General features: G+C 46.4%; 25 protein-coding genes. 21 read left to right on the top strand and 4 right to left on the bottom strand.

Features of this window, described 5'->3' with window-relative positions; genetic code table 11:
* The first annotated feature begins 63 nt into the window (after positions 1 to 63).
* From HQM15_09870 to HQM15_09770, 21 genes are all read left to right on the top strand, one after another.
* Positions 64 to 879 (top strand): MBL fold metallo-hydrolase, encoded by an 816-nt coding sequence (locus HQM15_09870; protein ID MBF0493072.1) that lies wholly within the window; start codon positions 64 to 66, stop codon positions 877 to 879.
* Between the two features lie 9 nt (positions 880 to 888).
* Positions 889 to 2,514 (top strand): fumarate hydratase, encoded by a 1,626-nt coding sequence (locus HQM15_09865; GenBank protein MBF0493071.1) that lies wholly within the window; start codon positions 889 to 891, stop codon positions 2,512 to 2,514.
* The gene (locus HQM15_09860) at positions 2,515 to 3,330 is read left to right on the top strand and encodes a 2-oxo acid dehydrogenase subunit E2 (GenBank protein MBF0493070.1); all 816 of its coding nucleotides are present in this window, start codon (positions 2,515 to 2,517) and stop codon (positions 3,328 to 3,330) included.
* A 6-nt stretch (positions 3,331 to 3,336) separates the two neighbouring features.
* Positions 3,337 to 5,454 (top strand): ATP-dependent DNA helicase RecG, encoded by a 2,118-nt coding sequence (gene recG / locus HQM15_09855; protein ID MBF0493069.1) that lies wholly within the window; start codon positions 3,337 to 3,339, stop codon positions 5,452 to 5,454.
* A gap of 97 nt (positions 5,455 to 5,551) precedes the next feature.
* Positions 5,552 to 7,708: an SUMF1/EgtB/PvdO family nonheme iron enzyme gene (locus tag HQM15_09850; GenBank protein ID MBF0493068.1), complete on the top strand. Its 2,157-nt coding sequence runs from the start codon at positions 5,552 to 5,554 to the stop codon at positions 7,706 to 7,708.
* Between the two features lie 213 nt (positions 7,709 to 7,921).
* A complete protein-coding gene (locus tag HQM15_09845; GenBank protein MBF0493067.1) occupies positions 7,922 to 9,091 on the top strand; it encodes an aminotransferase class I/II-fold pyridoxal phosphate-dependent enzyme in 1,170 nt (389 codons plus the stop codon).
* Between the two features lie 3 nt (positions 9,092 to 9,094).
* Positions 9,095 to 9,325, top strand: coding sequence for a DUF4160 domain-containing protein (locus HQM15_09840; GenBank protein ID MBF0493066.1), 231 nt, complete (start codon positions 9,095 to 9,097; stop codon positions 9,323 to 9,325).
* On the top strand, positions 9,279 to 9,548 hold the full coding sequence (locus HQM15_09835) for a DUF2442 domain-containing protein (protein ID MBF0493065.1): 270 nt from the start codon (positions 9,279 to 9,281) through the stop codon (positions 9,546 to 9,548). The genes HQM15_09840 and HQM15_09835 overlap by 47 nt, the downstream gene beginning before the upstream one ends.
* Positions 9,549 to 9,555: 7 nt before the next feature.
* A complete protein-coding gene (locus HQM15_09830; protein MBF0493064.1) occupies positions 9,556 to 10,881 on the top strand; it encodes a homoserine dehydrogenase in 1,326 nt (441 codons plus the stop codon).
* Complete coding sequence (locus tag HQM15_09825; GenBank protein ID MBF0493063.1) at positions 10,874 to 11,935, top strand: threonine synthase; 1,062 nt, start codon at positions 10,874 to 10,876, stop codon at positions 11,933 to 11,935. Before HQM15_09830 ends, HQM15_09825 begins: the two co-directional genes overlap by 8 nt.
* 63 nt (positions 11,936 to 11,998) lie before the next feature.
* The gene (gene glpX / locus HQM15_09820; protein ID MBF0493062.1) at positions 11,999 to 12,955 is read left to right on the top strand and encodes a class II fructose-bisphosphatase; all 957 of its coding nucleotides are present in this window, start codon (positions 11,999 to 12,001) and stop codon (positions 12,953 to 12,955) included.
* A 13-nt stretch (positions 12,956 to 12,968) separates the two neighbouring features.
* On the top strand, positions 12,969 to 13,400 hold the full coding sequence (locus tag HQM15_09815; GenBank protein MBF0493061.1) for an SRPBCC family protein: 432 nt from the start codon (positions 12,969 to 12,971) through the stop codon (positions 13,398 to 13,400).
* Positions 13,393 to 13,731 (top strand): hypothetical protein, encoded by a 339-nt coding sequence (locus HQM15_09810; GenBank protein ID MBF0493060.1) that lies wholly within the window; start codon positions 13,393 to 13,395, stop codon positions 13,729 to 13,731. Before HQM15_09815 ends, HQM15_09810 begins: the two co-directional genes overlap by 8 nt.
* A 7-nt stretch (positions 13,732 to 13,738) precedes the next feature.
* Complete coding sequence (locus tag HQM15_09805) at positions 13,739 to 14,134, top strand: DUF2752 domain-containing protein (protein MBF0493059.1); 396 nt, start codon at positions 13,739 to 13,741, stop codon at positions 14,132 to 14,134.
* Positions 14,135 to 14,196: 62 nt separating this feature from the next.
* Entirely contained in the window at positions 14,197 to 14,523 is a 327-nt protein-coding gene (locus HQM15_09800; GenBank protein MBF0493058.1) for an SCP2 sterol-binding domain-containing protein, read from the top strand.
* A 373-nt stretch (positions 14,524 to 14,896) separates the two neighbouring features.
* A complete protein-coding gene (locus HQM15_09795; GenBank protein MBF0493057.1) occupies positions 14,897 to 15,781 on the top strand; it encodes a CoA transferase in 885 nt (294 codons plus the stop codon).
* A gap of 310 nt (positions 15,782 to 16,091) precedes the next feature.
* Positions 16,092 to 17,147, top strand: coding sequence for a response regulator (locus HQM15_09790; GenBank protein ID MBF0493056.1), 1,056 nt, complete (start codon positions 16,092 to 16,094; stop codon positions 17,145 to 17,147).
* Positions 17,148 to 17,280: 133 nt separating this feature from the next.
* Positions 17,281 to 18,234, top strand: coding sequence for a universal stress protein (locus HQM15_09785; GenBank protein ID MBF0493055.1), 954 nt, complete (start codon positions 17,281 to 17,283; stop codon positions 18,232 to 18,234).
* Between the two features lie 14 nt (positions 18,235 to 18,248).
* Positions 18,249 to 18,416, top strand: a complete 168-nt coding sequence (locus tag HQM15_09780; GenBank protein MBF0493054.1) for a hypothetical protein — start codon at positions 18,249 to 18,251, stop codon at positions 18,414 to 18,416.
* 171 nt (positions 18,417 to 18,587) lie between these two features.
* Positions 18,588 to 19,292, top strand: coding sequence for a Crp/Fnr family transcriptional regulator (locus HQM15_09775; GenBank protein MBF0493053.1), 705 nt, complete (start codon positions 18,588 to 18,590; stop codon positions 19,290 to 19,292).
* 64 nt (positions 19,293 to 19,356) lie between these two features.
* The gene (locus tag HQM15_09770; GenBank protein MBF0493052.1) at positions 19,357 to 19,680 is read left to right on the top strand and encodes a cyclic nucleotide-binding domain-containing protein; all 324 of its coding nucleotides are present in this window, start codon (positions 19,357 to 19,359) and stop codon (positions 19,678 to 19,680) included.
* A gap of 7 nt (positions 19,681 to 19,687) precedes the next feature.
* Here HQM15_09770 and HQM15_09765 read toward each other — a convergent pair whose 3' ends face one another.
* The 4 genes from HQM15_09765 to HQM15_09750 form a co-directional block, all read right to left on the bottom strand.
* Complete coding sequence (locus HQM15_09765; GenBank protein MBF0493051.1) at positions 19,688 to 20,944, bottom strand: NnrS family protein; 1,257 nt, start codon at positions 20,942 to 20,944, stop codon at positions 19,688 to 19,690.
* Positions 20,945 to 21,014: 70 nt separating this feature from the next.
* The gene (locus HQM15_09760; GenBank protein ID MBF0493050.1) at positions 21,015 to 21,713 is read right to left on the bottom strand and encodes a Crp/Fnr family transcriptional regulator; all 699 of its coding nucleotides are present in this window, start codon (positions 21,711 to 21,713) and stop codon (positions 21,015 to 21,017) included.
* 20 nt (positions 21,714 to 21,733) lie between these two features.
* Positions 21,734 to 22,258, bottom strand: coding sequence for a hypothetical protein (locus HQM15_09755; GenBank protein MBF0493049.1), 525 nt, complete (start codon positions 22,256 to 22,258; stop codon positions 21,734 to 21,736).
* 189 nt (positions 22,259 to 22,447) lie between these two features.
* The gene (locus HQM15_09750; protein MBF0493048.1) at positions 22,448 to 23,944 is read right to left on the bottom strand and encodes a DUF4215 domain-containing protein; all 1,497 of its coding nucleotides are present in this window, start codon (positions 23,942 to 23,944) and stop codon (positions 22,448 to 22,450) included.
* Between the last annotated feature and the right edge of the window lie 156 nt (positions 23,945 to 24,100).

The following is a 24,100-nucleotide window of genomic DNA, read 5'->3' as shown; positions in this document are numbered from 1 at the left end:
GTTCAAAAACAATAAAAAAGTAGACAAACACTATTGCAGTAGATATCGCCCTAACGAAATGTCATGAAAATTTACCCTCTGAATTGTGGCACCCTGTGTCCTGTTGCGGCATCCCTGTCCGTTGGAAGTTCACACATGGTCTGTCGTTGCCTCCTGATCGAAACCTCGCAAGGCCTTGTGCTGGTCGATACGGGCTTAGGTTCCCAAGACATCCAAAACCCCTCGAGTCGTTTGGGCCGTCTTTTCATGACCTTGGTGAGACCAAAGTTAGATCCCGAAGAGACCGCCCGGTGGCAGATAGAACGGCTTGGATTCAAAGTAGAAGAGGTTCGCCATATCGTGCTGACACATCTGGATTTGGACCATGCCGGAGGGATTGGTGATTTTCCAAAGGCCCAGGTGCATGTCCTTAAATCCGAATATCAAGAGGCCATGACCACAAAGAGGCATGGTTACCGGCCCATCCAGTGGGCGTCGCAACCCCAATGGCTGTGTCATCCCTCGGAGGGAGAAGCTTGGTTCGGTTTCCAATCGGTACAGGCTTTGGATCGCTTGTCCGAAATTCTATTAATCCCTCTCCCAGGCCACTCTCGTGGGCATTGCGGTGTGGCCATAAAAACTGGTCCGACTTGGATTCTTCATGCCGGAGATGCTTTTTTTCATCACAAAGAAATCTCGGAGAATCAAGCCCAATGCCCGATAGGGCTGCGTTTCTTTCAAAATATTGTTCAGTGGAACAGGGAAAAGCGGCTGGAAAATCAGGAACGATTGCGAGAGTTGAAAAGAGAACAAAGGATGAAAATCTTTTGTTCCCATGATCCCTTTGATTTTTTTGATGTTCCAGAAACCTCTACCCATTCAATTCATTTCACAGTGTAAGGAGAATTTATGGCCACCAAGCCCTTTGTTTATCAAAATCCCTATCCCCTTGGAAAAGAACAGACGAAATACCGGAAGATCGATGGCTCCGAAAAATATGTGACTGTCGAATCTTTTGCGGGCAAGGAGATGCTTTGCATCCAGCCTGAGGCGCTAACTCTGCTCTCCAACATGGCGATGAAGGATGTCTCCTTTCTGCTTAGAGCTGAACACAACGAATCGGTGGCCAAGATCCTCAAAGATCCAGAGGCCTCCGCCAACGACAAAGGTGTGGCACTGGCCTTTCTGCGCAATGCCGAAATTTCCTCAAACTTTGAACTTCCCCTCTGCCAGGATACCGGCACGGCCACTATCATTGCCAAAAAAGGACAGCAGGTCTGGACCGGCGGGCGAGATGAAGAAGCGCTTTCTCTGGGCGTTTACAAAACCTACACGGAAGAAAATCTTCGCTACTCCCAAACCGTGGCTCTAAACATGTACGATGAAATCAATACCGGCACCAATCTGCCGGCCCAGATCGACATCCAGGCCGTGGAGGGGGACTCTTATAAATTTCTCTTTATGGCGAAGGGAGGGGGGTCAGCCAACAAGACTTATCTCTTTCAGGAAACCAAGGCCTTGTTGACGCCGGGCAACTTAGTCAAATTCCTCGTTGGCAAGATGAAGACTTTGGGGACCGCCGCCTGCCCACCTTATCACATTGCCTTTGTCATCGGCGGAACCAGTGCGGATGCCTGCCTGAAGGCGGTCAAGCTTGCCAGCACCCGATATCTGGATGAACTTCCGACCCAGGGAAACGAACATGGCCAGGCCTTTCGTGATGTGGAGCTGGAACAAGAACTCCTGGAAGAGGCTTACGATCTGGGCGTTGGCGCGCAGTTCGGGGGCAAGTATTTCGCGCATGACGTCCGCGTTATCCGCTTGCCGCGCCACGGAGCCTCCTGCCCGGTAGGAATGGCGGTTTCCTGCTCGGGCGATCGTAACGTCAAGGCCAAGATTACGCGGGACGGAATTTTCATCGAAGAATTGGATCGCAATCCTGCCCGACTCATTCCCGACGAATATCGTGAAAAGCATGGCCATGGTGTGAAGATCAATCTCAACCATCCCATGAAGGAGATCCTGGCTGAGCTCTCCAAACATCCGGTTTCCACTCCACTCTTACTGACCGGCACTATCGTGGTGGGTCGAGACATCGCCCACGCAAAATTTAAGGAAATTATAGACAGTGGAAGACAAGTGCCTGAATATCTTTTAAAACATCCCATCTATTATGCCGGTCCGGCCAAGACTCCGACGGGCAAGGCCTCTGGTTCTTTTGGTCCCACCACGGCGGGTCGAATGGATTCTTATGTGGACCTCCTGCAAAGCAAAGGCGCCAGCCTGATCATGATCGCCAAAGGCAATCGGAGCCAGCAGGTGACGGAGGCCTGCAAGAAGTACGGTGGATTTTATCTGGGCTCCATCGGAGGCCCGGCGGCGGTGCTGGCCGAAGAGAACATCAAAAAAGTCGAATGCATCGACTTTCCCGAATTGGGCATGGAAGCCGTTTGGAGGATCGAAGTCGAGAATTTTCCGGCCTTCATTTTGGTGGATGACAAGGGGAATGATTTTTTTAAACAGTTGGGGTTGTAAATGACAAAATTCACAGCTCTTCAAAATCCAAGCCCCTGGAGACGTATTGCTGTCGCAAGTTGGCGGGCGCCGAACGATCCGACTGTTTATGGGTTGCTGCAATTCGACTTCACCCAGGGCCTTGCCTTTCTGGAAAGACTGCGGGCGGAAGGGGCAGGGAAGATCACGGTGACTCATCTGGTCGCCAGGGCAGCAGCGCTCACGCTTCGCCAATTTCCCGAGATGAATGGAATCATTCGTTGGGGAAAGATCTATCTTCGAAACACGGTGGATATTTTTCTGCAGATGGCAACCCGGGAAGAGGGCGGGCGCCACGATCTCTCGGGGGCCAAGATTGACTCTTGTGATCGTAAAACTATTGGAGAGATTGCCAGGGAGCTGCGCGACAAGAGTGAAAAAATCCACGCCAGAAAAGACCCTCAGTTCACCGCAACCCTGCGCCTCTTGAAATGGATTCCCGCTTGTTTGCTCCCTTTTACTCTTCGCCTCATCAGCTTTCTGATCCACGATCTGCGCCTCCATTCACGGGTCTTGGGTCTGCCCGAGGATCCCTTCGGTTCTGCGATGGTAACCAACATTGGTTCGCTCGGGAGTTCGGCGGGCTTTGCCCCCATCACTCCGATGAGTCGGGTTCCGCTGATCCTCTGTGTGGGTGAAATTCAGCTGCGTCCCTGGGTGGTGGATGGACAAGTAGTTGCCCGTCCTATCCTCGAGATGGGTGCCACCTTTGATCATCGTTTTATGGATGGAGCCGCTGCGGCTCAGATTCTAAAGGCATTCCGCGAACTGATTGAATCGCCGGAAAAAATTTTATAACTCCTCATGATGCAGAATTTTCTCAAGTTTCTGGAAACTCCCATTCAATACTTAAAAGGTGTAGGCCCGCGTCTGGCGGATTTGCTGGCCAGATTGAATATCAAAACCTTCGAAGATCTGCTCTATCACATCCCTCATCGCTATATCGATTTCAAGGCCATTGAGAGCTTAAGCCAGGCGCAAATCGGCGAGCAGGTGATGTTTAAGGCCAAGCTTCTGGATTACACAGAGGCAGTGAGTTCGCGTTCCCGAAAAAAAGTTTTTTCTGCCCTCTTTCAAAATAAATTCGAAATTTTAGAGACAAAATTTTTTCGTTTTTATGCCTCGCTTACCAAACAATTTAAAAAAGGTCGTTGGGCTATCCTCCAAGGTGAGCTTTCCCGCTTCGGGGCGCAGTGGCAAATGGTGCATCCGCAGATTCAGTGGTTAGAAGAGGAAGAAGATTTAGAGGAAGCGGGAATTATTCCCGTGTATCCGCTGACTGAAGGATTGAATAATAAAATGCTGCTGCGTTTTAGAGAAAATTTGCTGATCCAATTTTCAAAGCAACAACAAGAAACTCTTCCCGCTGAATTGTTAGAAAAATATCAATTACCCGCACTCTCCGAAAGCTTTGAAAGCATTCATCAGCCTGTAGATCCTGCCGCCCTACAAGATTTGAATGCCTATGCCAGCCGCGCGCATCAGCGGCTTATTTTTGAAGAATTTTTCTATCTTTCTTTGGGGCTGGCCCTTAAAAAGGCAGGGCAGGGGCAAGCAGAACAAGTCCCAAGCGGAGTCGCGTTGCAGATCGACCAAAATTTGATTCAGCAGTTTCTGAGCACGCTTCCTTTTACTCCCACCCAGGCACAACAAAAGGTGATTCAGGAAATTCTAAAAAATTTAAGCGCCCGCAAAGCCATGTCTCGACTAGTTCAGGGAGATGTGGGCTGTGGAAAAACTCTGGTCGCGATAGCGGTGGCTTTGGGTGTGATCCAAACGGGTTATCAAGTCGCCCTCATGGCGCCGACTGAAATTCTGGCGGAGCAACACACGCGGAATATCCAGAAAATTTTAGAGCCTTATCCGATCAAAATCGCCTTACTCAAAAGTGCGATGTCGGCCGCTGATAAAAGAGAAGTGCTCGAAAAAATTAAAAGCGGAGAAATCCATTTTCTGGTGGGCACTCACTCCTTAATTGAAGACGAAGTAGAATTTAAAAATCTAGCCCTGGCGATTATCGATGAACAGCATCGCTTTGGCGTGATGCAAAGAGCGGAGCTGAAGAAAAAAGGGGACGGGACTCATATCCTGATTATGACGGCAACGCCCATCCCGCGTACCTTGGCGATGACCGTCTATGGTGATTTGGAAATTTCGACGATCGATGAGCTTCCCAAAGGCCGCCAGCCCATCGACACGCGGGTTTATTCCGAAAAAGATTTGCCACGCATTTATGAGTTCGCTCGAAAGCTTATCGCCCAGGGGCGACAGATTTATTTTATTTATCCCTTGGTAGACGAAAGTGAAAAACAAGATTTGAAAAACGCCACGCAAAGTGCCGCCCATCTTCAGGAAGTGTTTAGAGAATACAAAGTGGGTCTAGTTCACGGGCAAATGAAGTCGGAAGAAAAAGAAGAGGTGCTGCACAATTTTTTGGAAAACAAAATTCAAATTCTAGTTTCCACCACCGTGATTGAAGTCGGCATCGACGTGCCAAACGCCACCCTCATGGTGGTGGAGCACGCCGAGCGTTTTGGCCTGTCTCAGCTGCATCAAATGAGAGGACGTGTGGGGAGAGGTTCCGAAAAATCCTATTGCTTCCTCGTGGCCTCCTGGCCTCGCAGTGAAACGGCACTCCAACGTTTGCAGATGATGAGTAAAACGAACGACGGTTTTAAAATTGCCGAGGCCGACCTGGAAATCCGCGGCCCGGGTGATTTCATGGGCACCCGCCAATCCGGTTTGCCGGATTTCAGAATTGCCAATTTGGTGCGCGACTTGCCGATTTTAGAAAAGGCAAAAAAAGAAGCGGATGCTTGGATTGAAAGTGATCCCCATTTGAGCCAGGAGAAATCCAAAGATATAAAAGAAGTTTTATTTCATCGCTGGAAAGGGAGACTGGGCTTGACGCAGGTGGGGTAGTGTAAAAAAATCTAAAAAAACCACACAACTATTTCTAATTTATACCGATAAGTTTTAAAGCCTGAGAGAGCTTAAGTCTCCGAGGCTTAAAACTTATATGGTAACCCTTAACAGAACCATCCAATCTTTAGCTTTACCTATAAACGATTCCCGCTTGTCGCCTCATCCTGCCGCTGAAGCGTCCCCACCAAATATTAGCCCATCTCAATTTCCCCATTTGAGCCAAGCCGTTGCTGCCTTGCACGAAATCAAACATTCAATTTTTTCCTCCCTCTATTCCTCCGTAGGGTCGGGTCTCTGTGCCCGACCGGTATTGGAGTTTTTCGATCAGGAAATCTGTACCCAATCTTTTGCTCTACAGCTGGGGATAGCGGTGGCTGCCGGAATCCCCGCCGGCTTCGCAGGAAGGGCTGCCGGCCAAGGTCTGATTGCCTTTGTCGGCAATAACGCACTCGGTAGAGTGGCCGCATTCTGTATTCGTATTCCCGTCACGCACCTGGTGAATCAATATCTTTCCGGAAACATCCAGGCCTATTTGTCCCATCAGTCCTATTCGTCCAACTCATTTTCGGCCCAAGATTTACTCAGCATGGGTAACCTGGGAGCCGCGGAGGTGCTGGGCCATGCGCTGGGCGGAAGCACAGGTAGCTTTATTTTGGGAAGATTGATCGGTGGAGCGACGAATTGTGTGGCAACAGGACTAGAGATCTTTGCGGGACATCAAATCAATAAAGTCTCACGCCAGATTTTACATCGCAATTTGTTTGAAGCCGTGGAGCAAAGAGAAGTTTGGAGAGATGCCTTGAACTGGCGAGAGCTTGTCAAAAATAGTGTAACGGATGCGGCTTTTTGTGTGGGGCATGGGATGTTTGCAGTTGGAAGTCATCTTCTTCGTAGGGTTGGGCCTCCGTGCCCGACCGCAAATGGTGACGGGCGGCCACAGAGGGCCGCCCCTACGGTAGAATCCCCCAGCTGCCAAGACTTCATCGAGTTTGCAGGCCGAATCCCAGAGATTTGGCATCAAACACAGCTGCAAACCTTGATGCTGGCGATGGGGGCGGTGGGAAGAGGAGCCAGGTCTCGTCCAAGTATGACGTCGGAGCTTGAAGGATTAAGGGCCGACCTTGAACATGCTTGCAATCGATTGCGTGATGCTGAAGGAAGAGGAGATGCAACAACAGATCAAGGCGCTTTTAGGGAGGTAATTTACTACTTACAACAAAAGATTTCTGCCATTGAGAAAGCAGGTATTCAAGAGATTGGAAAATCAAATCCGATCGCCTCCTTAGTGAATATGGTTTACGTACAAGGCGGCAGATTCAGAATGGGTGCAGAGGGTAATGAAGGCACTGCTCAAGAGATCACTCTGCCCGACTTTGAAATGAGTGAAACGGTGGTGACGAATTCAGTGCTTGATCAGTATAGGGCCGCGATGCAAGAAAGACCCTTTGCGGTGATCGCGACCCAAGCAGAAAGTCCCTATTGTTGGGTGATAGCCCGCTTTGCAACAGAAGTGGAGGCCAAGACATTTGTAGGTAGAGGAAGTGAAAACACAATTGGAGAGATGCTGGAAAGTGAATCTTTTGGAAATGACATCAGGGAGCAGGATTTTTTTAGAGGTAGAAAGTTTGTACAGGGTTTGTTTGACCCAAAAACGAATCTAAACGGGTTGCAGATTGTTGAAGCAGTGCCAAAAAAATATAAAAGTGGAGAAAACTTTGACAGACCCAATCAACCCGCCGTCGAAATCAATTGGTTCGAGGCCTTGGGTTGCGCTGATTGGCTGGGGCGCATATTAAAAGGGCTCCCGGGCCGCCTTCCCACAGCGGCTGAAAGTGAGCTTGTAAGACGAGGAGGGATTGATCCTCAAACAAAACAATGCCGCAATAATAAATATGGAACCAGTGATGGCAAAGCCCCCGATGGAAGCAATGCAGATTTTAATAGACGCTATGATGAAGGCCCGAAGGATGTAGATGCGACTTTGGTCAATAGATTGGGAATAAGAATTAACGGAGTATGGGAATGGTGTAATGGTTGGTATAGAACAAGTTTAAAAGGGTTATCCGAAACAATAGCAGGGTTTTTAAATCCTGAATTTGGTTCAAGAGAGCTGCGTGGTGTTTCCTGGAACTACGATGGTGGCGGGAACGCGGGGGCGGCCAGTCGGAGCTTCAACCTACCTGATATACGCACCAATTTTTTTGGGTTTCGCGTCGTTGTAGCTGCTGTTTCCGAGAACTCAAATTTTTAAACTCTCCAATCAGGGGGGCAATGCCGCCGTGAAGCAATGCAGCAAATTCAAAAATATTCTCCGGCTTACAGGAAAAGTCAAAAAGTGAGTACGTCTGCTTGAAGTTCAGTTTATTCAATTTATCCCCTCACCCCGACCCTCTCCCTCACGGGGAGATGGGGCTTCATCTTTTCCCTTTACAATATTTTCTTCCGCATGAAATAACCTTCTTTCATGACTTACGAACGAATTCAACGCTTACCTCCCTACATTTTGGGTGCGATTACCCAGCTGATGCTGGAATCTCGCCGTAAAGGGGAAGATGTCATCAATTTGGGGATGGGAAATCCCGATCTCGCCACACCTCCTCACATCGTCCAAAAATTAATTGAAGCCGCTGCCAAGCCCATCAATCATCGTTATTCACTCACCAAGGGAATTCCCAAATTACGCCAGGCCCTTTCCGATTGGTATGCGCGTCGTTTTCAGGTGAGTCTCGATCCGGAAACCGAGACCATTAGCACCATTGGGGCCAAAGAGGGAATCAGCCATTTGGTGATGGCCATGTGCTCGCCGGGGGATGTGGTGTTTGTACAAAGTCCTACTTATCCTATTCATACGTATTCGGTCGTGATTGCAGGGGCGGATGTCCGCTCTATTCATGCGAGTTCGGAAAATGGTTTTTTAGAAAATCTGGAGAGAGCCTTTAAAAGTATTTGGCCTAAGCCCAAGTTACTTGTCATTTCTTTTCCTTCGAATCCCAGTACGATGACTGTGGACTTGCCTTTCTTGGAAAAGATTGTCGCCTTCGCCAAAGAAAATAATATCAGAGTGATCCACGATATTGCCTATGCCGATCTGGTGTTTGATGGTTATGTGGCTCCCTCCATTTTGCAGGTAAAGGGGGCCAAAGATCTGGCGGTAGAATTTTTCACGCTTTCCAAAAGTTATTCGATGCCTGGTTGGCGAGTGGGTTTTTGTAGTGGAAACAAAGAAATGGTGGGCGCACTCGCTCGAATAAAAAGTTATCTCGATTATGGAAGTTTTCAACCCATCCAGATAGCAGCAACTGTGGCACTGAATGGCCCTCAATCCTGTGTGAGGGAGATCTGCGATACTTATAGAGTGAGACGCGATGTGCTTTGTGAGGAATTTACCAAGCAGGGCTGGCCTATAGAAAAACCAAAAGCCACGATGTTTGTGTGGGCAAAGATTCCAGAATCTCACCAAGCGTTAGGAAGCTTTGAATTTTCAAAATTACTTTTAAAAGAGGCAGGGGTTGCGGTAGCTCCGGGGATTGGCTTTGGGGAATACGGAGAGGGCTATGTGCGCTTCGCTTTGGTGGAGAATGAGAAACGCATTAAGCAGGCGGCGAAGGGGATAAAAAGGGCTTTGAAACTTTGACCTATGCCGACTTTACTTAGAAAAAATGGATTTCAATTTTTCTTCTACGCAAATGAACATGAGCCAATGCACATTCATGTGGTCAAAGCAGGTAATTTCGCTAAAATCGATTTGAATCACTTTGGAGTTTTTCAAAATACTCTCAGTAAAAAGGAATTAAGTAGTGCGCTAGCAATTACAAAAGAATATGAAAAAGAATTTAAACAAAAATGGAAGCATTTCTTTAAAAGGTAAATCTGTCCGCTTTGATGAAGAATATCTCCATGTTCTTTTGAAAGATGGTCGTATGATTTCTACTCCTTTAAAGTGGTACAAACCGCTTCAAAAAGCATCTCTGCAACAGCTTGCTCGTTATCACTTTATTTGTAAAGAGACTGGCATAGAATGGCCAGATTTGGATTATCATTTAAGTATTGAATCTATGTTTTTAGGCTTAACCCATTCAAAAGTTGCTTAAAACTCTCATGAATTTTTCCAAAGCTAAAAAATCCAAAATCTCCCTAGGCCTCATCGGAACTGGTACCGTCGGCGGTGGGGTGTTGGAAATTTTGCGAGATCAAAAAAAGTTTTTAAAAAACAAATTGGGTTTTGATTTGGAAATTAAGAAGGTTGCCACCCTGGTTCCTACTGAAGCGCAGCACTTGGGAGTCAACAAATCTCAAATCGTTGCTTCGTGGAAAGATATCGTGAATGACCCCGAAATTGATATCGTGATTGAGCTCATCGGGGGGACTGGCGTTGCAAAAGAAATTATCTGTCAATCCATTCAGAATAAAAAACAGGTGGTCACTGCCAATAAGGCCTTGCTTGCCATGCACGGAAAAGAAATTTTTGATTTGGCCGCCAGGCATGAAGCGCAAGTTTGTTTTGAGGCTTCGGTGGGAGGTGGCATCCCCGTTTTGCGAGCCTTGCGCGAGGCCTTTGCGGCTTGTGAAATTAACTCCTTGCAAGCCATCATCAATGGCACCTGTAATTATATCCTCAGTGAAATGGCCGATAAGGGGGCCGGATTTCAACAAACCCTGAAAGAGGCGCAGCGCCTGGGTTACGCAGAACAAGATCCTACCTTTGATATCGAAGGCATCGATGCCGCCCACAAGCTTTGCATCCTCATTTCTATGGCCTTCGGTGTTTTTGTGCCCCTAAAACAAATTTATACTCAGGGGATTACCGAACTCAGCCCTCTGGATTTTGAATGTGCCAATCGTTTTGGTTATTGCATCAAGTTGCTGGCCATCGCAAAAAAGAACCAAGATGGTTTGGAAGCCCGAGTGCATCCCACAATGATCCCCTTAACGAGTCCGCTGTCTTCTGTAAAAGATGTCTTTAACGCCATTCTGATTGAAGGCACGCCCTTGGGGCGATCGTTGTTCTATGGACGTGGAGCGGGCAGGGGGCCCACGGCCTCTGCGGTGATGGGCGATGTGGTGGAGATTGCGCGACGCCTGGTGAGTGGATCTCCTGTGATTACGCCCCCTCTGGGTTTTGTCCGGGAAGCGCTGCAAAATGGAAAATTGAAAGCGCTGGAAAAAATTAATTCGGCTTATTATTTGCGTTTTTCTGTTTTGGACCGGCCCGGGGCCTTGTCGAAAATTACGGGTCTTTTGGGAAAAGAAGGAATTAGCATTGCCTCGGTGTATCAACATGAATTAGATCTGGGTAAAAAAGTTCCGGTGGTTTTGTTGACTCATCCTTCGAGTGAAGAAAAAATGCAGAAGGCGTTGAAAAAAATTGATCGATTGTCGTTCATTAAAGAAAAAACCTTAAGGATTCGAATTGAACATGGCTAATCACTATCAAGGTATTATTAAGGCCTATCCTCAATATTTACCCGTACAAGAAAAATCCATTGTATCGTTGTGCGAAGGGGCCACCCCTTTGCTGGAGGCTCCCAAGCTGGCGGAGCGCCTTTGTCCGGGCACCACCATTTATTTGAAGCTCGAAGGCCTAAACCCCACAGGCTCTTTTAAAGATCGAGGGATGACTTATGCGGTCTCCAAGGCCCACGAAGCAGGATCAAAAGCCATCATCTGTGCCTCCACAGGTAACACTTCTGCGTCGGCGGCGGCTTATGCGGCTCGTTCGGGGCTGCGTTGCATTGTCTTGATTCCCGATGGAAAAATCGCTCTCGGAAAACTTTCGCAGGCCATGATGCATGGGGCTGAGGTGTTACAGATCAAAGGAAATTTTGACGATGCCTTGCGCATGGTGAAAGAATTTTCGCAAAGCGGAAAAGTCACCCTGGTAAATTCGGTGAATCCTTTTCGTCTGATAGGCCAACGCACCCTGGCTTACGAGGTGGTGGACGAATTGGGAGAAGCGCCTGACTATCATGTGATGCCGGTAGGAAACGCTGGAAACATCACGGCGCATTGGGGGGGCTACAAAACTTATTTCGAAGAAAAAAAATCCAAAAAATTGCCAAAGCTCTTGGGCTTTCAAGCCGCGGGGGCAGCGCCCATTGTGTTGGGTCATGTGGTAGAAAATCCAGAGACCTTGGCCACGGCCATTCGAATTGGAAACCCTGCCAGTTGGCAGTATGCCCTGGAGGCCCAGCGAGAATCCCAGGGTTTGATTGACAGTGTCACCGACGAAGAGATACTCGAGGCCTATCAATTTTTAGCGCGTGAAGAAGGATATTTTTGCGAGCCCGCTTCGGCTGCAACCGTTGCGGGGCTGTTTAAAATTTCCAGGCAAAATAATTTCTTCAAAGCGGGAGAGGTGATTGTCTGTACCCTTACCGGGCATGGCCTGAAAGATCCGGATAATGCGATAAAAATTTCGCCAAAACCAAAGTTGATTAATGCCTCGATGCAGGAGTTGGAAAAAGTTATTTCGATATAGTTCATAACGCCCCCTTCCCCCTCTTATCTTAAGAGGGGGAAATGATGAAGAGGATCTAATAGTATGGATAGAAACCTAGCCCTAGAAATGGCTCGTGTCACCGAAGCCGCAGCCCTCTCTTCCGCACGACTCATGGGACGCGGAGACAGCATGGCCGCGGATCAAGCCGCTGTCGATTCGATGCGACGCGCGCTCAATTCCATTCCCTTCGATGGCACTGTGGTCATTGGGGAAGGCGAACGCGACGAAGCCCCCATGCTTTATATCGGTGAAAAAGTGGGTTGCGGAAATGGGAGTGTGTTAGTCGATATTGCCCTCGATCCTTTGGAAGGCACCAACCTTTGTGCTTATGGTTCGCCCGGATCTATCTCGGTAGTTGCCATTGCCGAACACGGACAATTTTTACATGCCCCCGATACTTATATGGAGAAAATTGCAGTGGGTCCCATAGGGAGTGGTAAAATAGATATTAACCAACCTGTCTCCTGGAATTTGCAACGACTGGCAAAGGCGAAAAACTGTCATATGGATGATTTGACGGTCATTATTTTAGATAGACCCCGCCACGGTGATATTATCGCCGAAGTAAGACGCTGCGGTGCTCGCATTAAATTAATTCAGGATGGAGATGTGGCTGCTGCAATCGCGACTTGCACCGAAGAAACGGGCATCGATATGCTCATCGGTACCGGTGGTGCTCCTGAAGGCGTTTTGGCTGCAGCGGCTCTGCGTTGCGTGGGAGGAGACATGCAGGGGCGTCTCGCTTTTAGAAATGACGAAGAAAAAGCGCGTGCTTTAAAAATGGGAATCAAAGATTTGAACAAAGTTTTTCAAATCGATGAACTCGCCGCAGGCGATGTCATGTTTGCCGCCACAGGGGTTACCACGGGAGATTTCCTCAAAGGGGTAAGATTCTTTGCAGGTGGTGCGGAAACTCATTCGGTGGTGATGAGAAGTAAAACAAAAACCATTCGATTTATTGAAGCCGTACATCATTTTGAAACAAAACCTATTTATTGAGTAAGGATGAATCATGGCTGCCACCACAAGCAAAGTTACCATCAACGCCCCTATAAAAACCGTTTACGAAGTGGTGACCGACTTTGAATCTTACCCTGAGTTTTTGAGTGGCTCCAAGGGAGTAAAAATTCTGTCCAAAAAAACAGGATCTCTGCAGGTAGAATTCAAGGTAGACCTTATCAAAACCATTTCTTACACCCTGGATTTTAAACTCGTTGCTCCTAAAGAATGTAGTTGGACTTTAGTGAAGGGAGATTTCATGAAATCCAACACGGGTTCCTGGAAATTGAAAGAAGTTAAAAAAGGAATCACCGAAGCGAACTATGAAATCGAAATCGGTTTTGGCTTGCTGGTACCGGGCAACATCGCTAACATCCTGGTGGGTAAAAATCTTCCAGCCATGATGAAAGAATTCAAAGATCGAGCGGAGGCCATGAGTGAGTAATTCGGTTTTTTCAGAGGTTGCCAAGAAATTTTTAATGACCGGTTTGGGAGCCCTCTCCCTTACCGAGGAATCCATTCGGGGAAAGTTGGGAGACCTGAAATTGCCCAAAGAAGCAGTCAATTTTTTATTGGATCAAGCCAAAAAGCAGAAAGATGATTTGATTTTGGCCGTCGCCAACGAAGTTTCGAGTTTTTTTTCCCGCATCAAAGTCCACGAAGAAATTCAAAAAACTCTCACCAATTTAAACATCCATGTGGATGCCACCATCAGCTTCAGTCAAAAAAATAAAAAGAAAGACGGAAAAGAAGTGCGTCTTCATTTCAAGTCGTAATAGCAGTATGACAAAGAAAAAGTTTGAAATCGTCGCCCTCCTTTTTCTGTTTTCTTTGTTTCTTTTCAGCTTTGTCGCCCCATTGAATAGTCTGGATTCCGTCCCCCTGTGTATTTTTAAAACCCTTACCCATTTTGATTGCCCGGGTTGTGGCTTAAGTCGTTCCTTTCTGAGTCTTTCCCATGGCCATTTTCTGGGCGCCATCCGCCACAATGCATTGGGTCCAGTCGTGTATCTTTTGTTCCTTTTATATTTTTTTAAGGCCTTATTTGCTTTTTTTTCTTCAAGCTGGATTCAATATCTGCAAAAGCCACTTTTTCAAAATCCCTTCTCTTATTACAGTTTTGCCTTCCTTTTTTGGGGGCAATGGATTTTCAAGCTTTGTAAAGCTTTTTTAGTTTGACCCAAAATTACTTCTTGTGTATCCGTCCACAAATTCAATTTAACATTTTTTTAGGAGGATTTATGCCTTTAACGGTGAAGGAGATTTTCGAACAACGTATTCCCGAGCGTCTTCAACAAAGAGCTGAAAAAATCGCGAATCTTAATGCCATTTATCAATTCAATATTACAGGTGCAGAAGCGGGCGAGTGGACTATCGACCTCACTCAACCAGGTGGGAAAGTGAGTACAGGGGCTTCAGAAAATGCAAAGTGTACGGTGACTATTGCGGCAGAGAATTTTGTCGATTTGATTGACGGAAAACTTAATGCGCAGATGGCTTTTATGAGCGGAAAATTAAAAGTGAAGGGGGACATGGGATTGGCTTTGAAGTTGGGAACGATTCTTTAGTTAGGTTTAGGGTGTAAGGTTTAAGGTATAAGGTATAAGGGCTGCAGAAATGTGGCCCTTTTTCATTAGATCTCTTCATAAATCAGCGAACGGTCCAAGTGCAAGACGCGGAGGGTCCAAAATACCGGAGTTTGCTACTGCAAATGAGGATTTTTTGGATACCGCAACGCCGCAATTGGGTCGTGCAGCGATTTATGAAAGAGATCTATTACATTTTCCATTTTGTCCCATGGAACTTCCGTTGGTCGTCATCCCGTCGAAGAACGGGATCTCCACGGATACAATTGGATCCGAGTGAAAAGTCTGTGAAGATCCTGATCTGCATCAGGATGACCAAACTATTTTCTTTGCTTGCGGCTAGAGACCGCGCCTTATGTACGCTCCTCTCAAAAATATTCATATCCTCGATTTTTCACGTCTACTTCCTGGCCCTTTTTGTTCTCATTTACTTTCCGAGTTGGGGGCAAAAGTGACGGTGGTGGAAGCTCCTTTTCTTGAAAAAATTTTAGAATTTCCAAATCTCCAAAAAAACAAAAAACAAATTTCATTAAACCTGAAAGAAAAAAAATCTTTTCAAAAAATTGAGAAGCTTATTCAAAAAAGTGAAGTGTTGTTGGAAGGCTTCCGCCCTGGTGTAATGCAGCGTTTAGGGCTTTCCTTTGATCGAGTTCAAAAGATAAATCCAGAGATCCTTTATTGTTCTATTAGTGGTTATGGCAGTGAGCCTGGACAAAAAGAAGAGGCCAGGGCAGGGCATGATCTTAATTTTTTGGCGGAATCTGGATTTTTAAGTGATTTGTATTTAAATAAAGACCCTCAGGTGCCAGGCCTCCCTTTGGGGGATTTGATTGCGGGCCAACAGGCGGCCTTTCAGATTGTTTCTGCCTTGCATGAAGTGAAGAGTAAAAAGAAGGCCTTGCATTTAAATCTTTCTATTTATGAAAGTGTTCAAAAATTTCTACATCCCTTCGAGGGAGTGAAGCAGGCTGTGGCACCTCTTTTTTCAGAGGGGCTCGCCCGTTATCAGGTGTATAAAACCGCCGATAAAAAATTTTTAGTCGTTGCCGCCCTGGAAGAAAAATTTTGGCAGGCCCTCATTCAACACTTAAAAATTCCACAACAGCTTTTGGATAGCGGTGAATCGGCAATAAAAAACCACCTTAAAAAACTTTTTCTTTTACACCCTCTTGCTTTTTGGTTGAAAGAATTGGCACATCCCGATTTCTGCGTCAGTGAAGTAAAAAAATATCCCTCCTGAAACGAATGAAGGAGGGAGCTCCCACAGAACGATCTGGGCATAATCTTTCTGTGGGGGAGGGGAGCGGGGAGAGAACGGCCTTGAAAACGAGAAGCCCAAGCTGTGAAGATAGCAAGTTTATAAGGGAATATTTATTCTGAAACCATGAGATGTGTCAGAAAAAAATGTGACCTTAATCAGGAATGCTGCGGTTTTGCTCAAATAAATTCGGTAATTATGATTCAAGTCAGTGTTTTTTGAAAAAGATCATGGAAAAGCCCCGAATGCAGCTCTACAATTACTTCCTTCAGGCCTTATTCAGGGAGAAATCATGAAAAAAATTCTGCTGGTCGAGGATGATTTGGTGATGCGACAAAATACCACTGAAATTCTCGAGCTGTCTCAGTATGAGGTTCTTGCCGTAGAGGACGGCAAAAAAGCTTTGCGAATGGTTAAGCTGTTTCACCCCGATCTCATTGTGTGTGATATCATGATGCCCGAGTTGGATGGTTATGGGGTCTTGCATATCCTTTCGAAAGATAGAGAAACCGCTTCGATTCCTTTTATTTTTCTTACTGCCAAGGCCGAAAAAAGCGAATTAAGAAAGGGGATGGAACTGGGAGCGGACGATTATCTTACCAAGCCTTTTGAAGAAACAGAACTTCTGGCAGCGATTGAGTGCCGACTCAAAAAAAATGAAATGCTAAAAAATGAGTATGCGCAAAACATCGAGGGCTTGCATCAGTTTTTGGATGAGGCCAAAGGAATGGTGGGCCTCGATCTGCTGGCATATAACACGCCCGTCCTCCACTACAAAAGGAAAGAGGTGATTTTTCATGAAGGAGACAGTCCCACTCATCTTTTCTTGCTAAACTTCGGAAAAATTAAAACTTATAAAATTCATGATGATGGCAAAGAATATGTGACAAGTTTGTATAAAGAGGGAGATTATTTTGGATATACCTCGATGCTTGAAAATGTGGCTTATTCGGATTCTGCCATTGCTTTGGAAGATTGTGAGTTGTGTAAAATTCCAAAGGAAGTTTTTCTTTCATTGCTTTATCAAAATCGGGATATTGCCAGCAAATTTATCAAGATGCTATCCAACCGTATTATTGAACGGGAAAAACAATTACTGAGCCTTGCTTACGATACGGTACGCAAACGAGTGGCCGAAACCCTCTCGCTTTTAGCAAGGCGTTTTGCAGAACAAGGGAAGAAAAAAGCCCGAGTGATGGTCACCCGTGACGATTTGGCAGGCATGGTGGGCACCGCTGCTGAAACGGTGATTCGATGCCTCAGTGAATTGAAGATGGATAAGTTGATTGAGGTCAATGGTAGAGAAATTGTGGTGCTAGATTTTGAGGGTTTGCAGCAAATCCAATAGCTTCGAGACGACCCGTTTAATCATTCCAAAAACTGACTTAAGTCATTTTTCTTTTGAAGCAATTTCTTTACTGTCCAGCGGCAGTACGTGAGGCCTTGTGCGCCTTTATCAGTGCTTTAAGAGGAGGGAATGTATGTTTGCTGAGATCCTTGCCTTGTACGACTTTTCTCCACCGAGTAAGATCGCCTTGGAATGGGCCTTGAGGTTGGGGCAGCATTTTCATTCGAGTCTGCGGGTATTGCAGGTGTTTTCCCGTCCCTCCACGGTTAGCAAAAATGACTTTTTAAAGTACCAAGCTGAAATTTTACAGCAGATTCGTGAGCAGATTGATCAAGACGTCCGGCAAATTTTTTCACATTCCTCGAAAGAGTTAAAGAGTTTGGAAATAGAGGTAAAGCCGGGCAAAGCGACGTCTGTTATTCTGAATGAAATCCAATCAACCTTACCGGATCTCGTGGTAATAGGCACTCATGGCAGAACTGGGTTGTCCCATCTGTTGTTAGGGAGTGTGGCGGAAAAAGTGCTTCGTCATTCTCCTTCTCCTGTATGGGTGGTCCGTTCTCCCTCCGCCTGGCCTCCCAAAAGTGTTCTCCTTCCTATTGATGAGTCTGAACCTGTGGAGGAAACTTTCGATTTCTTAACAAGACTTTCTTCTTCACTTTTTTTACAAGCCCATGCCCTCTATGTGCTTCCGTTTCCTATCATAACGCCTGCTTATGTTGAAGGTCTGGTGCTCATGAATCCTGCCACTCTTGAAAAGGAATCCCTGGAGAGCCTGACAAGGATTATCAATCAGCATCCTTCCTCACCCAAAATCACCCCCCACGTTTCAACGGGGTTGGCGGTCACAGAAATCTGTCACCTGGCAAAAGAGGTACGGGCCGATCTGATTTTAATCCCTACGCATGGTCGCTCAGGTCTGAATTACCTTTTTATGGGGAGTGTTGCAGGGCAGGTCGTTCGCTATGCCCCCTGTTCAGTGCTGAGTTTTTGCCCCCAGCAAGGCTTTGCTTACCGCAAGAAGCTGCTAGAAGAAATGATGGAAGAGGAAGATCTTTCTTATCAAGAGTTGGGAGTGGGAGACTAATAAAGGGGGGTTTTATGAATCAAAAAGAGAACAAAGAAAGAGTGCATCAGCATAAGTATGGCGCGAATCGCAATGAGCTGGCTATGAAGAAAAAAAAGCTCGACAGCAATTTTTCTCAATCCAAAGATATTTGGGAGGATCGAAGTGTGAGGCAGAGGACGTTTAATCACAAGAGAGGATAGGGCACCTCTAAAAACGTCACGGGCGATTATAATCCCATTTTTTATCTTGATCCCAAACTGCTTACGCCCTATGCCATTCCTATCGCGAGGGGAGAGGGTCCTTCTGTAGGAGTGGAGGGGACTTTTCATCTTTCCTTCGGGCTAACCGCGAGAATTTAGTAGGCTTTCATTATGACTAGTTTTCCAAGTTGTAAAACTTGTTCTGCCCGCCCCGTGGGGGTGTTTTGCCAGCTGGAGGACTTAGCGTTGGGGGAACTCGAGAATTACAAGATCAGTAATACCTACAAGAAGGGACAGGTAATTTTCTACGAGGGGAACCAATCCTTAGGGCTTTATTGCATTTTCTCCGGGAGAGTGAAGCTTTATAAGTCCCTTGCCAACGGGGCCCAGCAAATTGTGCGTATTGCCAGCCCTGGTGATCTATTGGGGTATCGTTCCTTATTTGCGGGGGAATGTTACCACGCCAGCGCAGAGGCCATGGAAAATGCGCAGATTTGTTACATCGATTCAAATGCCTTTTTTTCTGTTTTAAGTAAAAATCCGGACCTTGCATTGAGTTTGTTTAAAAAAATATCGCGGGAGCTCCGTGTAGCTGAAAATTTGGCCATCAGTATTACCCATAAAACAGCCCGGGAAAGAATGGCAGAGCTGCTTTTGATGCTGAAGGAGGCCTATGGGACGCCCGTGAAAAAGGGAGTGCAGATTGTGCTGAAGCTTTCCCGTCAAGAGATGGCAGAGATGATAGGAACAACTCAGGAAACGAGCATTCGTTTACTTTCCGAATTCAAAAAAGAAGGAATCATTGAAGTGCAAGAACGAAGTATTACGCTCTGTGACATGGAAGCCTTACTGGATGCCGCAAGTATGGATATTTAGGTTTTGGATGATCTGCATCATAGCTTCAGGTTTTTTTTTGCGTTAGGCATCGAAGTAATATTTTATGCAAACTGAAGAAAAATTTCTTTTGGATTTGGAAAAGCGATGGGAAGAACTGGGGCCTAAGGCCCATCCTATCTCTTACCGTAAAGATCAGGTGCTTTTCTATGAAGGGCATCAGCCCTGTGGGCTTTTCGTTTTGCTCAAAGGCGAGATTCGATTTACTCATCAAGGAAAGTCTTGTGAGGAGAAGCATCTATGGAATTTTCAGAAGACCAAGCTTGTGTGTCTAAAGTCTTTTTTAGAAGAATCTTCTTATGCCTGCCATGCCCAGATCTTGAGTGATGCCGAATTTCTCTTTCTACCCAAAATGGAACTTCTTTCTTAATTGTTCTTCATTTCCCAGGGTTTCTCGATAAAACCGGCAGATAACGTATCCCCCACAACAAAAAAGCCAGCCACCAAAGAAAAGCAGAATGAAAAGACTGTCCTTTCAATAGGGAGAATTTTATTTCAAGGAAGGGGAAGAACACTCGAAGCAGCACCGCCCCTTGGAGCAGGCCAAAGACGGTATAATCTATTTTCCCTAAGGCAAATCCAAGCCCTCCATGCCCGCGTGTCACGCGGGTGCTGATTCCCAAAAGCAAGGTGGAAATCCCTCCTAGAAAAAACAGGTGCTGAAGGGCTAGAGAGAGGCTCCGATCTTGAAAGAAAGAATGAGGGAATATTGCTTGAACGCCCAGGATCCCCAAGAATAATATCGTCCAAAAAAAAGCCAGATAATGAGAGAAAAGTAGAAAGTTGGAAAAAGATTTTTTCCACTTCCAGTACTGCAACTCTTTTAACCACAGCAGTCCTAAAATAATAAGCAGTGATCCTTGCACGTAAGGGAGGCTGCTTAAGGAAGGAATAAATTTGAAGAGGCCCAACAAAAAGATCAAGGCCAAGGCGAGAGGTAGAGTAAAGGGGCCTCTTTGCACTTCTGTTGTGGGCGGAAGCGTAGACGTAAAAAAAGCCAGAATACGATAAGAAATGCCCATCATCAAGAAGAGCAGGTAAGGATATTGAGCCAGGTAAAGACTTAGCCCATAATAAGGCACAAAACTTTTCCAAATGCTGAACTGAAATAAAATTTGAGCAAGGATGCCAAAGCCCAAGGCAAGGAGTACCATAGAACTCTGATCAAAAAGTTTTTTCTGGGTGCAGGAAAGATAAGACTTGAGGAGTATCCGCAAGAGATTGAGCATTAAAAAAAGTTCAAGCAACAAGGCAAATTTAAGCAGCAAGGCTGAAAAAAGACTGCCCAGCAAGATCAAGACCTGGGATAAAAAAAGCATCAAGGCCAAAAAAATATTATGTGGACCTTTGGTTTGTGGTGCAGCCACCCATTTTGGAAAGGCCGTCAGAAGAAAACCGAAGATATAGAAACTGGAAAAACCAAAGATCATCCAGTGAAAATGAGCTTGTAGCGGAGAGATCTGAAAGGGGAGATAAATTCTCTGCATTTCAAGGCCATGCAGCCAGGTGAACCACAGTCCCATCACGACCACATTATAAATGACACCCAGGGCAAAAAAAGGACGATAAGGTTCGATGAAAAAACCGGAAATGTGATGGGCGGCGGTGTGTAGGGGGCAGTTTTGTGGTTTCATAGAATCTCCTCGTTGTTTAGCAAGATGTAGCAAAACTGCAGAGATTGTTCTTTGCGCGAAAGCAAGAAACTCAGTCTTCTTTTAAAATTGATTTTAATTTTTCAACTTGAAGCAGCGTGACTTTTTTTCGACCGCTTTCCAAAATTTCTTCTCTCTCCCAGGTTTTGAGCAGTCGGCTTACAGAAAAAAGAGTGGTGCCTGTAAACTCCGCCAGATCTTGTCGGGTGAGGGGAAAATCGATGAGAATTCCTTCGGGCTTTTTGATTCCATGCTGAGAGGCAAAGTGTAGCAGGGTTCTTGCGATTCGAATTTCCACCCTCTCGGTTGCAATTTCGCGAAAGCGTTTTTGTAGTTCTTCAATCCTCTTCAAAAGCAGTTGAATTATGCTTAATGCTATTGGGGGGTACTGAGACATCAAGAGCAGCAAGGCTGTTTTGTCCAAACAAAAGAGCGTGGTTTTTTCAAGCGTGTTGCCAGTAGCAGGGTAAGTCCCATTTTCGAGCACAGCCACTCCCGCCAGCAGTTGCCCCGGGCCTAAGACTCTTAAGAGCACCTGGTTTCCATCTTCACCAATTTGTGAAATTTTGATTTTTCCTTCCAGGATGATGAGAACCGCGGCGGCTTCATCGCCTTGATTGAAGAGGCTAATATTTTTTTGAAAGTGTTTGATTTTTCCCAAAGAAAAAATGCGCGTGTAATCGCTATCGTGGAGGCCTTTTAGGATGGGAACTTTTTTAAGACTGTGGGCATCAAAAGAAAGGGTTTTCATTTAAAGCTGCCTTTTTAATTTTATTGAGCAAGAAATTGAAAGGAATCTAAATACTTTTCGATGAGATCCGCTGCCATCTCTACTTTTTTGCTACTGCTTCCTACAAGGACATAAATCTTTCCATCCGAAAGCATAAAGCGTGCCTTTCCCACCCTGGCGCTTTCGTCGTCTTGGGCAGGGATTTGAAAAGTGAGATCCCTTGCTTCTTTCCCTTGGAATTTAATCTTTTCAAAGCGGATAACTTGAGCGCCCGTGTCTTTAAGGAAGCCTTCCTTTGCTTTATTGAGCAGGGCCTTATTGCTTTCTAGGGAGAGGGCGATTTTAGGGAGTGGAGTATAGCTGACGCTCCATTCTTCTGTAGCTGTTTTAAGAGTGTAAGTATTTTCTTTTACCTTCCCTACCACGCTTTTGTGATCCACTTTTTGAAGCGTGGGGTCGCCTGGCATCTTGATACTAAAGCCTCCTTCCGTGGAAGTAAAAGCATGCAGGGAATAAGATGGATAAGTGCAAAGCAGGATTACTAAAGTGAGAATGTATTTCTTCATAGTCGTCTAATAGCGCAAATCAAGCGTTTAAAGCACCTTGTTTTTTTGTAGGGCCTTTCCCTGTGATTTCGGAGATTTCGGACTTGCTTAGGGTGGAGGATTTACCTAGTCCACTTCATGGCAGGAGTAAAAACCCCCCACACTTGTAAGGTGTGGGGGGTGAGGTGAGAGGGAGGGGGACTCTCTTGATTAAACATCCCTCCTATAGCTGCTCCTACGACGAGCTCTATACCACAGATTCACTACTGCTAGCGCAAATGGAGTAAGACTAAGACCCAAAAGATTCAAGTCTGTAGATCCTCCACCTGTCATCAAGGAACAAGCTCCACCCGCCACAGGAGCACTTCCAGAGCCAGTCATGGAAAACTGACTTGTGCTACCCGAGCTGTCCCCGGATGTCCCACTGGAAGTTTCGTTAGACAGATCTGCCGTTGGGGCATTACACTCCGCAATGCATTCACCTAAAGTGTCACCATTACTGATGTAAGCAGCGACGGCATGGTTGTCCACACAGATGGTATGGGCATTCTGCAGATCTCCCGAAGGGATATGGCAGACAAACGATTTGTGATCCGGGTCGCATGCTCCAATCGGTCCCGGAGCAGGGCAATCGTTGTTTCCATCGTCCAGGCATTGGTCACTGCATCCATCACCATTGACCAGGTTTCCGTCATCACATTCCTCGCCTGTTTCGAGAACTCCATTTCCACAGACTGGAGGCGGAGGTTCTGTCTGACAGGTGCTGCTGCATCCATCGCCGTTCACCAGGTTTCCATCGTCACATTGTTCGCCTGCTTCGAGAACACCGTTTCCACAGACTGGAGCGGGAGCTTCAAGCTGACAGGTGCTGCTGCATCCATCGCCATCCACCCTGTTTCCATCGTCACACTGTTCAACGCCTGTGTTGATTACACCATCCCCACAGACATTATTGGAGCAGTCATTTTTGCAGGCATCCGTATTCACCTGATTTCCATCATCGCATTGTTCGTCTGCCTCAACTTTCCCGTTTCCGCAGACCGGAGCGGAAGGAGTCTCAATCTGACAGGTGCTGCTGCATCCATCGCCATTCACCGTATTTCCATCGTCACACTGCTCCACGCCTACGTTGATCACACCATCCCCGCAAACATTGTCCGTGCAGTCATTTTTACAGGCGTCATTGTTGTCGGTGTTTCCATCGTCGCATTGTTCATTCCCTTCTGGAATACCGTCACCGCAGAGAATGTTGGTACAGGTCAGGCAATCTGCGCTGCAACCATCGTGATTGATGGTGTTTCCATCGTCACAAAGTTCACGACCCGTCAAAATGGAACCATCCCCGCAAACATTCAATTTGCAATCATTCCTGCAGGTGTCGTGGTCATCTTTATTTCCGTCATCGCATTCTTCACCAGGCCCCACGATACCGTCACCACACACGTTAAAGGTGCAGTCATTCTTGCAAGAATCGGTGTTGATGTCATTGCCGTCGTCGCATTGCTCTCCAGGTTCGAGCACGCCATTACCACAGCGTGGACAAGCTCGGCAGTTGTTGTCACAACCATCATCGTTATTGCGGTTGCCATCGTCGCATTGTTCGCCAGGGCCAACAACTCCATCTCCGCACACGTTCAGTGTGCAATCGTTTTTGCAAGCATCGTTATTATTTGTATTCCCATCGTCGCACTGTTCTCCGATGTCCACAATTCCATTTCCGCAGGAGGGGAGCTTGCAATGTCAGCGCGCATGACAGGGAGCCTGGAGTTCGCATGATAGGGCCCCACCTGTACGCATGATAGGGACCCGGTGGTTCGCAAGGATAGGGACCCACTTTTTCCTCTAAAAAATAGCGACGGATCT

This window comes from Deltaproteobacteria bacterium (assembly GCA_015233135.1).
Lineage (GTDB): Bacteria > UBA10199 > UBA10199 > JADFYH01 > JADFYH01 > JADFYH01.
The sequence above is the reverse complement of the archived record's forward strand: the minus strand, read 5'-3'. Positions and strand labels throughout refer to the sequence as shown.

Bases quoted from the DNA above. Each gene is read 5' to 3' on its own strand.
- HQM15_09835 (MBF0493065.1), top strand. From the start codon at position 9,279: ATGAAAAAGAATTTAAACAAAAATGGAAGCATTTCTTTAAAAGGTAAA.
- HQM15_09765 (MBF0493051.1), bottom strand. From the start codon at position 20,944: ATGAAACCACAAAACTGCCCCCTACACACCGCCGCCCATCACATTTCC.
- HQM15_09850 (MBF0493068.1), top strand. From the start codon at position 5,552: ATGGTAACCCTTAACAGAACCATCCAATCTTTAGCTTTACCTATAAAC.
- HQM15_09865 (MBF0493071.1), top strand. From the start codon at position 889: ATGGCCACCAAGCCCTTTGTTTATCAAAATCCCTATCCCCTTGGAAAA.
- HQM15_09825 (MBF0493063.1), top strand. From the start codon at position 10,874: ATGGCTAATCACTATCAAGGTATTATTAAGGCCTATCCTCAATATTTA.
- HQM15_09870 (MBF0493072.1), top strand. From the start codon at position 64: ATGAAAATTTACCCTCTGAATTGTGGCACCCTGTGTCCTGTTGCGGCA.
- HQM15_09780 (MBF0493054.1), top strand. From the start codon at position 18,249: ATGAATCAAAAAGAGAACAAAGAAAGAGTGCATCAGCATAAGTATGGC.
- HQM15_09790 (MBF0493056.1), top strand. From the start codon at position 16,092: ATGAAAAAAATTCTGCTGGTCGAGGATGATTTGGTGATGCGACAAAAT.
- HQM15_09770 (MBF0493052.1), top strand. From the start codon at position 19,357: ATGCAAACTGAAGAAAAATTTCTTTTGGATTTGGAAAAGCGATGGGAA.
- recG (MBF0493069.1), top strand. From the start codon at position 3,337: ATGATGCAGAATTTTCTCAAGTTTCTGGAAACTCCCATTCAATACTTA.
- HQM15_09845 (MBF0493067.1), top strand. From the start codon at position 7,922: ATGACTTACGAACGAATTCAACGCTTACCTCCCTACATTTTGGGTGCG.
- HQM15_09805 (MBF0493059.1), top strand. From the start codon at position 13,739: ATGACAAAGAAAAAGTTTGAAATCGTCGCCCTCCTTTTTCTGTTTTCT.
- HQM15_09785 (MBF0493055.1), top strand. From the start codon at position 17,281: ATGTTTGCTGAGATCCTTGCCTTGTACGACTTTTCTCCACCGAGTAAG.
- HQM15_09795 (MBF0493057.1), top strand. From the start codon at position 14,897: ATGTACGCTCCTCTCAAAAATATTCATATCCTCGATTTTTCACGTCTA.
- HQM15_09830 (MBF0493064.1), top strand. From the start codon at position 9,556: ATGAATTTTTCCAAAGCTAAAAAATCCAAAATCTCCCTAGGCCTCATC.
- HQM15_09860 (MBF0493070.1), top strand. From the start codon at position 2,515: ATGACAAAATTCACAGCTCTTCAAAATCCAAGCCCCTGGAGACGTATT.
- HQM15_09760 (MBF0493050.1), bottom strand. From the start codon at position 21,713: ATGAAAACCCTTTCTTTTGATGCCCACAGTCTTAAAAAAGTTCCCATC.
- HQM15_09755 (MBF0493049.1), bottom strand. From the start codon at position 22,258: ATGAAGAAATACATTCTCACTTTAGTAATCCTGCTTTGCACTTATCCA.
- HQM15_09815 (MBF0493061.1), top strand. From the start codon at position 12,969: ATGGCTGCCACCACAAGCAAAGTTACCATCAACGCCCCTATAAAAACC.
- HQM15_09800 (MBF0493058.1), top strand. From the start codon at position 14,197: ATGCCTTTAACGGTGAAGGAGATTTTCGAACAACGTATTCCCGAGCGT.
- glpX (MBF0493062.1), top strand. From the start codon at position 11,999: ATGGATAGAAACCTAGCCCTAGAAATGGCTCGTGTCACCGAAGCCGCA.
- HQM15_09840 (MBF0493066.1), top strand. From the start codon at position 9,095: ATGCCGACTTTACTTAGAAAAAATGGATTTCAATTTTTCTTCTACGCA.
- HQM15_09775 (MBF0493053.1), top strand. From the start codon at position 18,588: ATGACTAGTTTTCCAAGTTGTAAAACTTGTTCTGCCCGCCCCGTGGGG.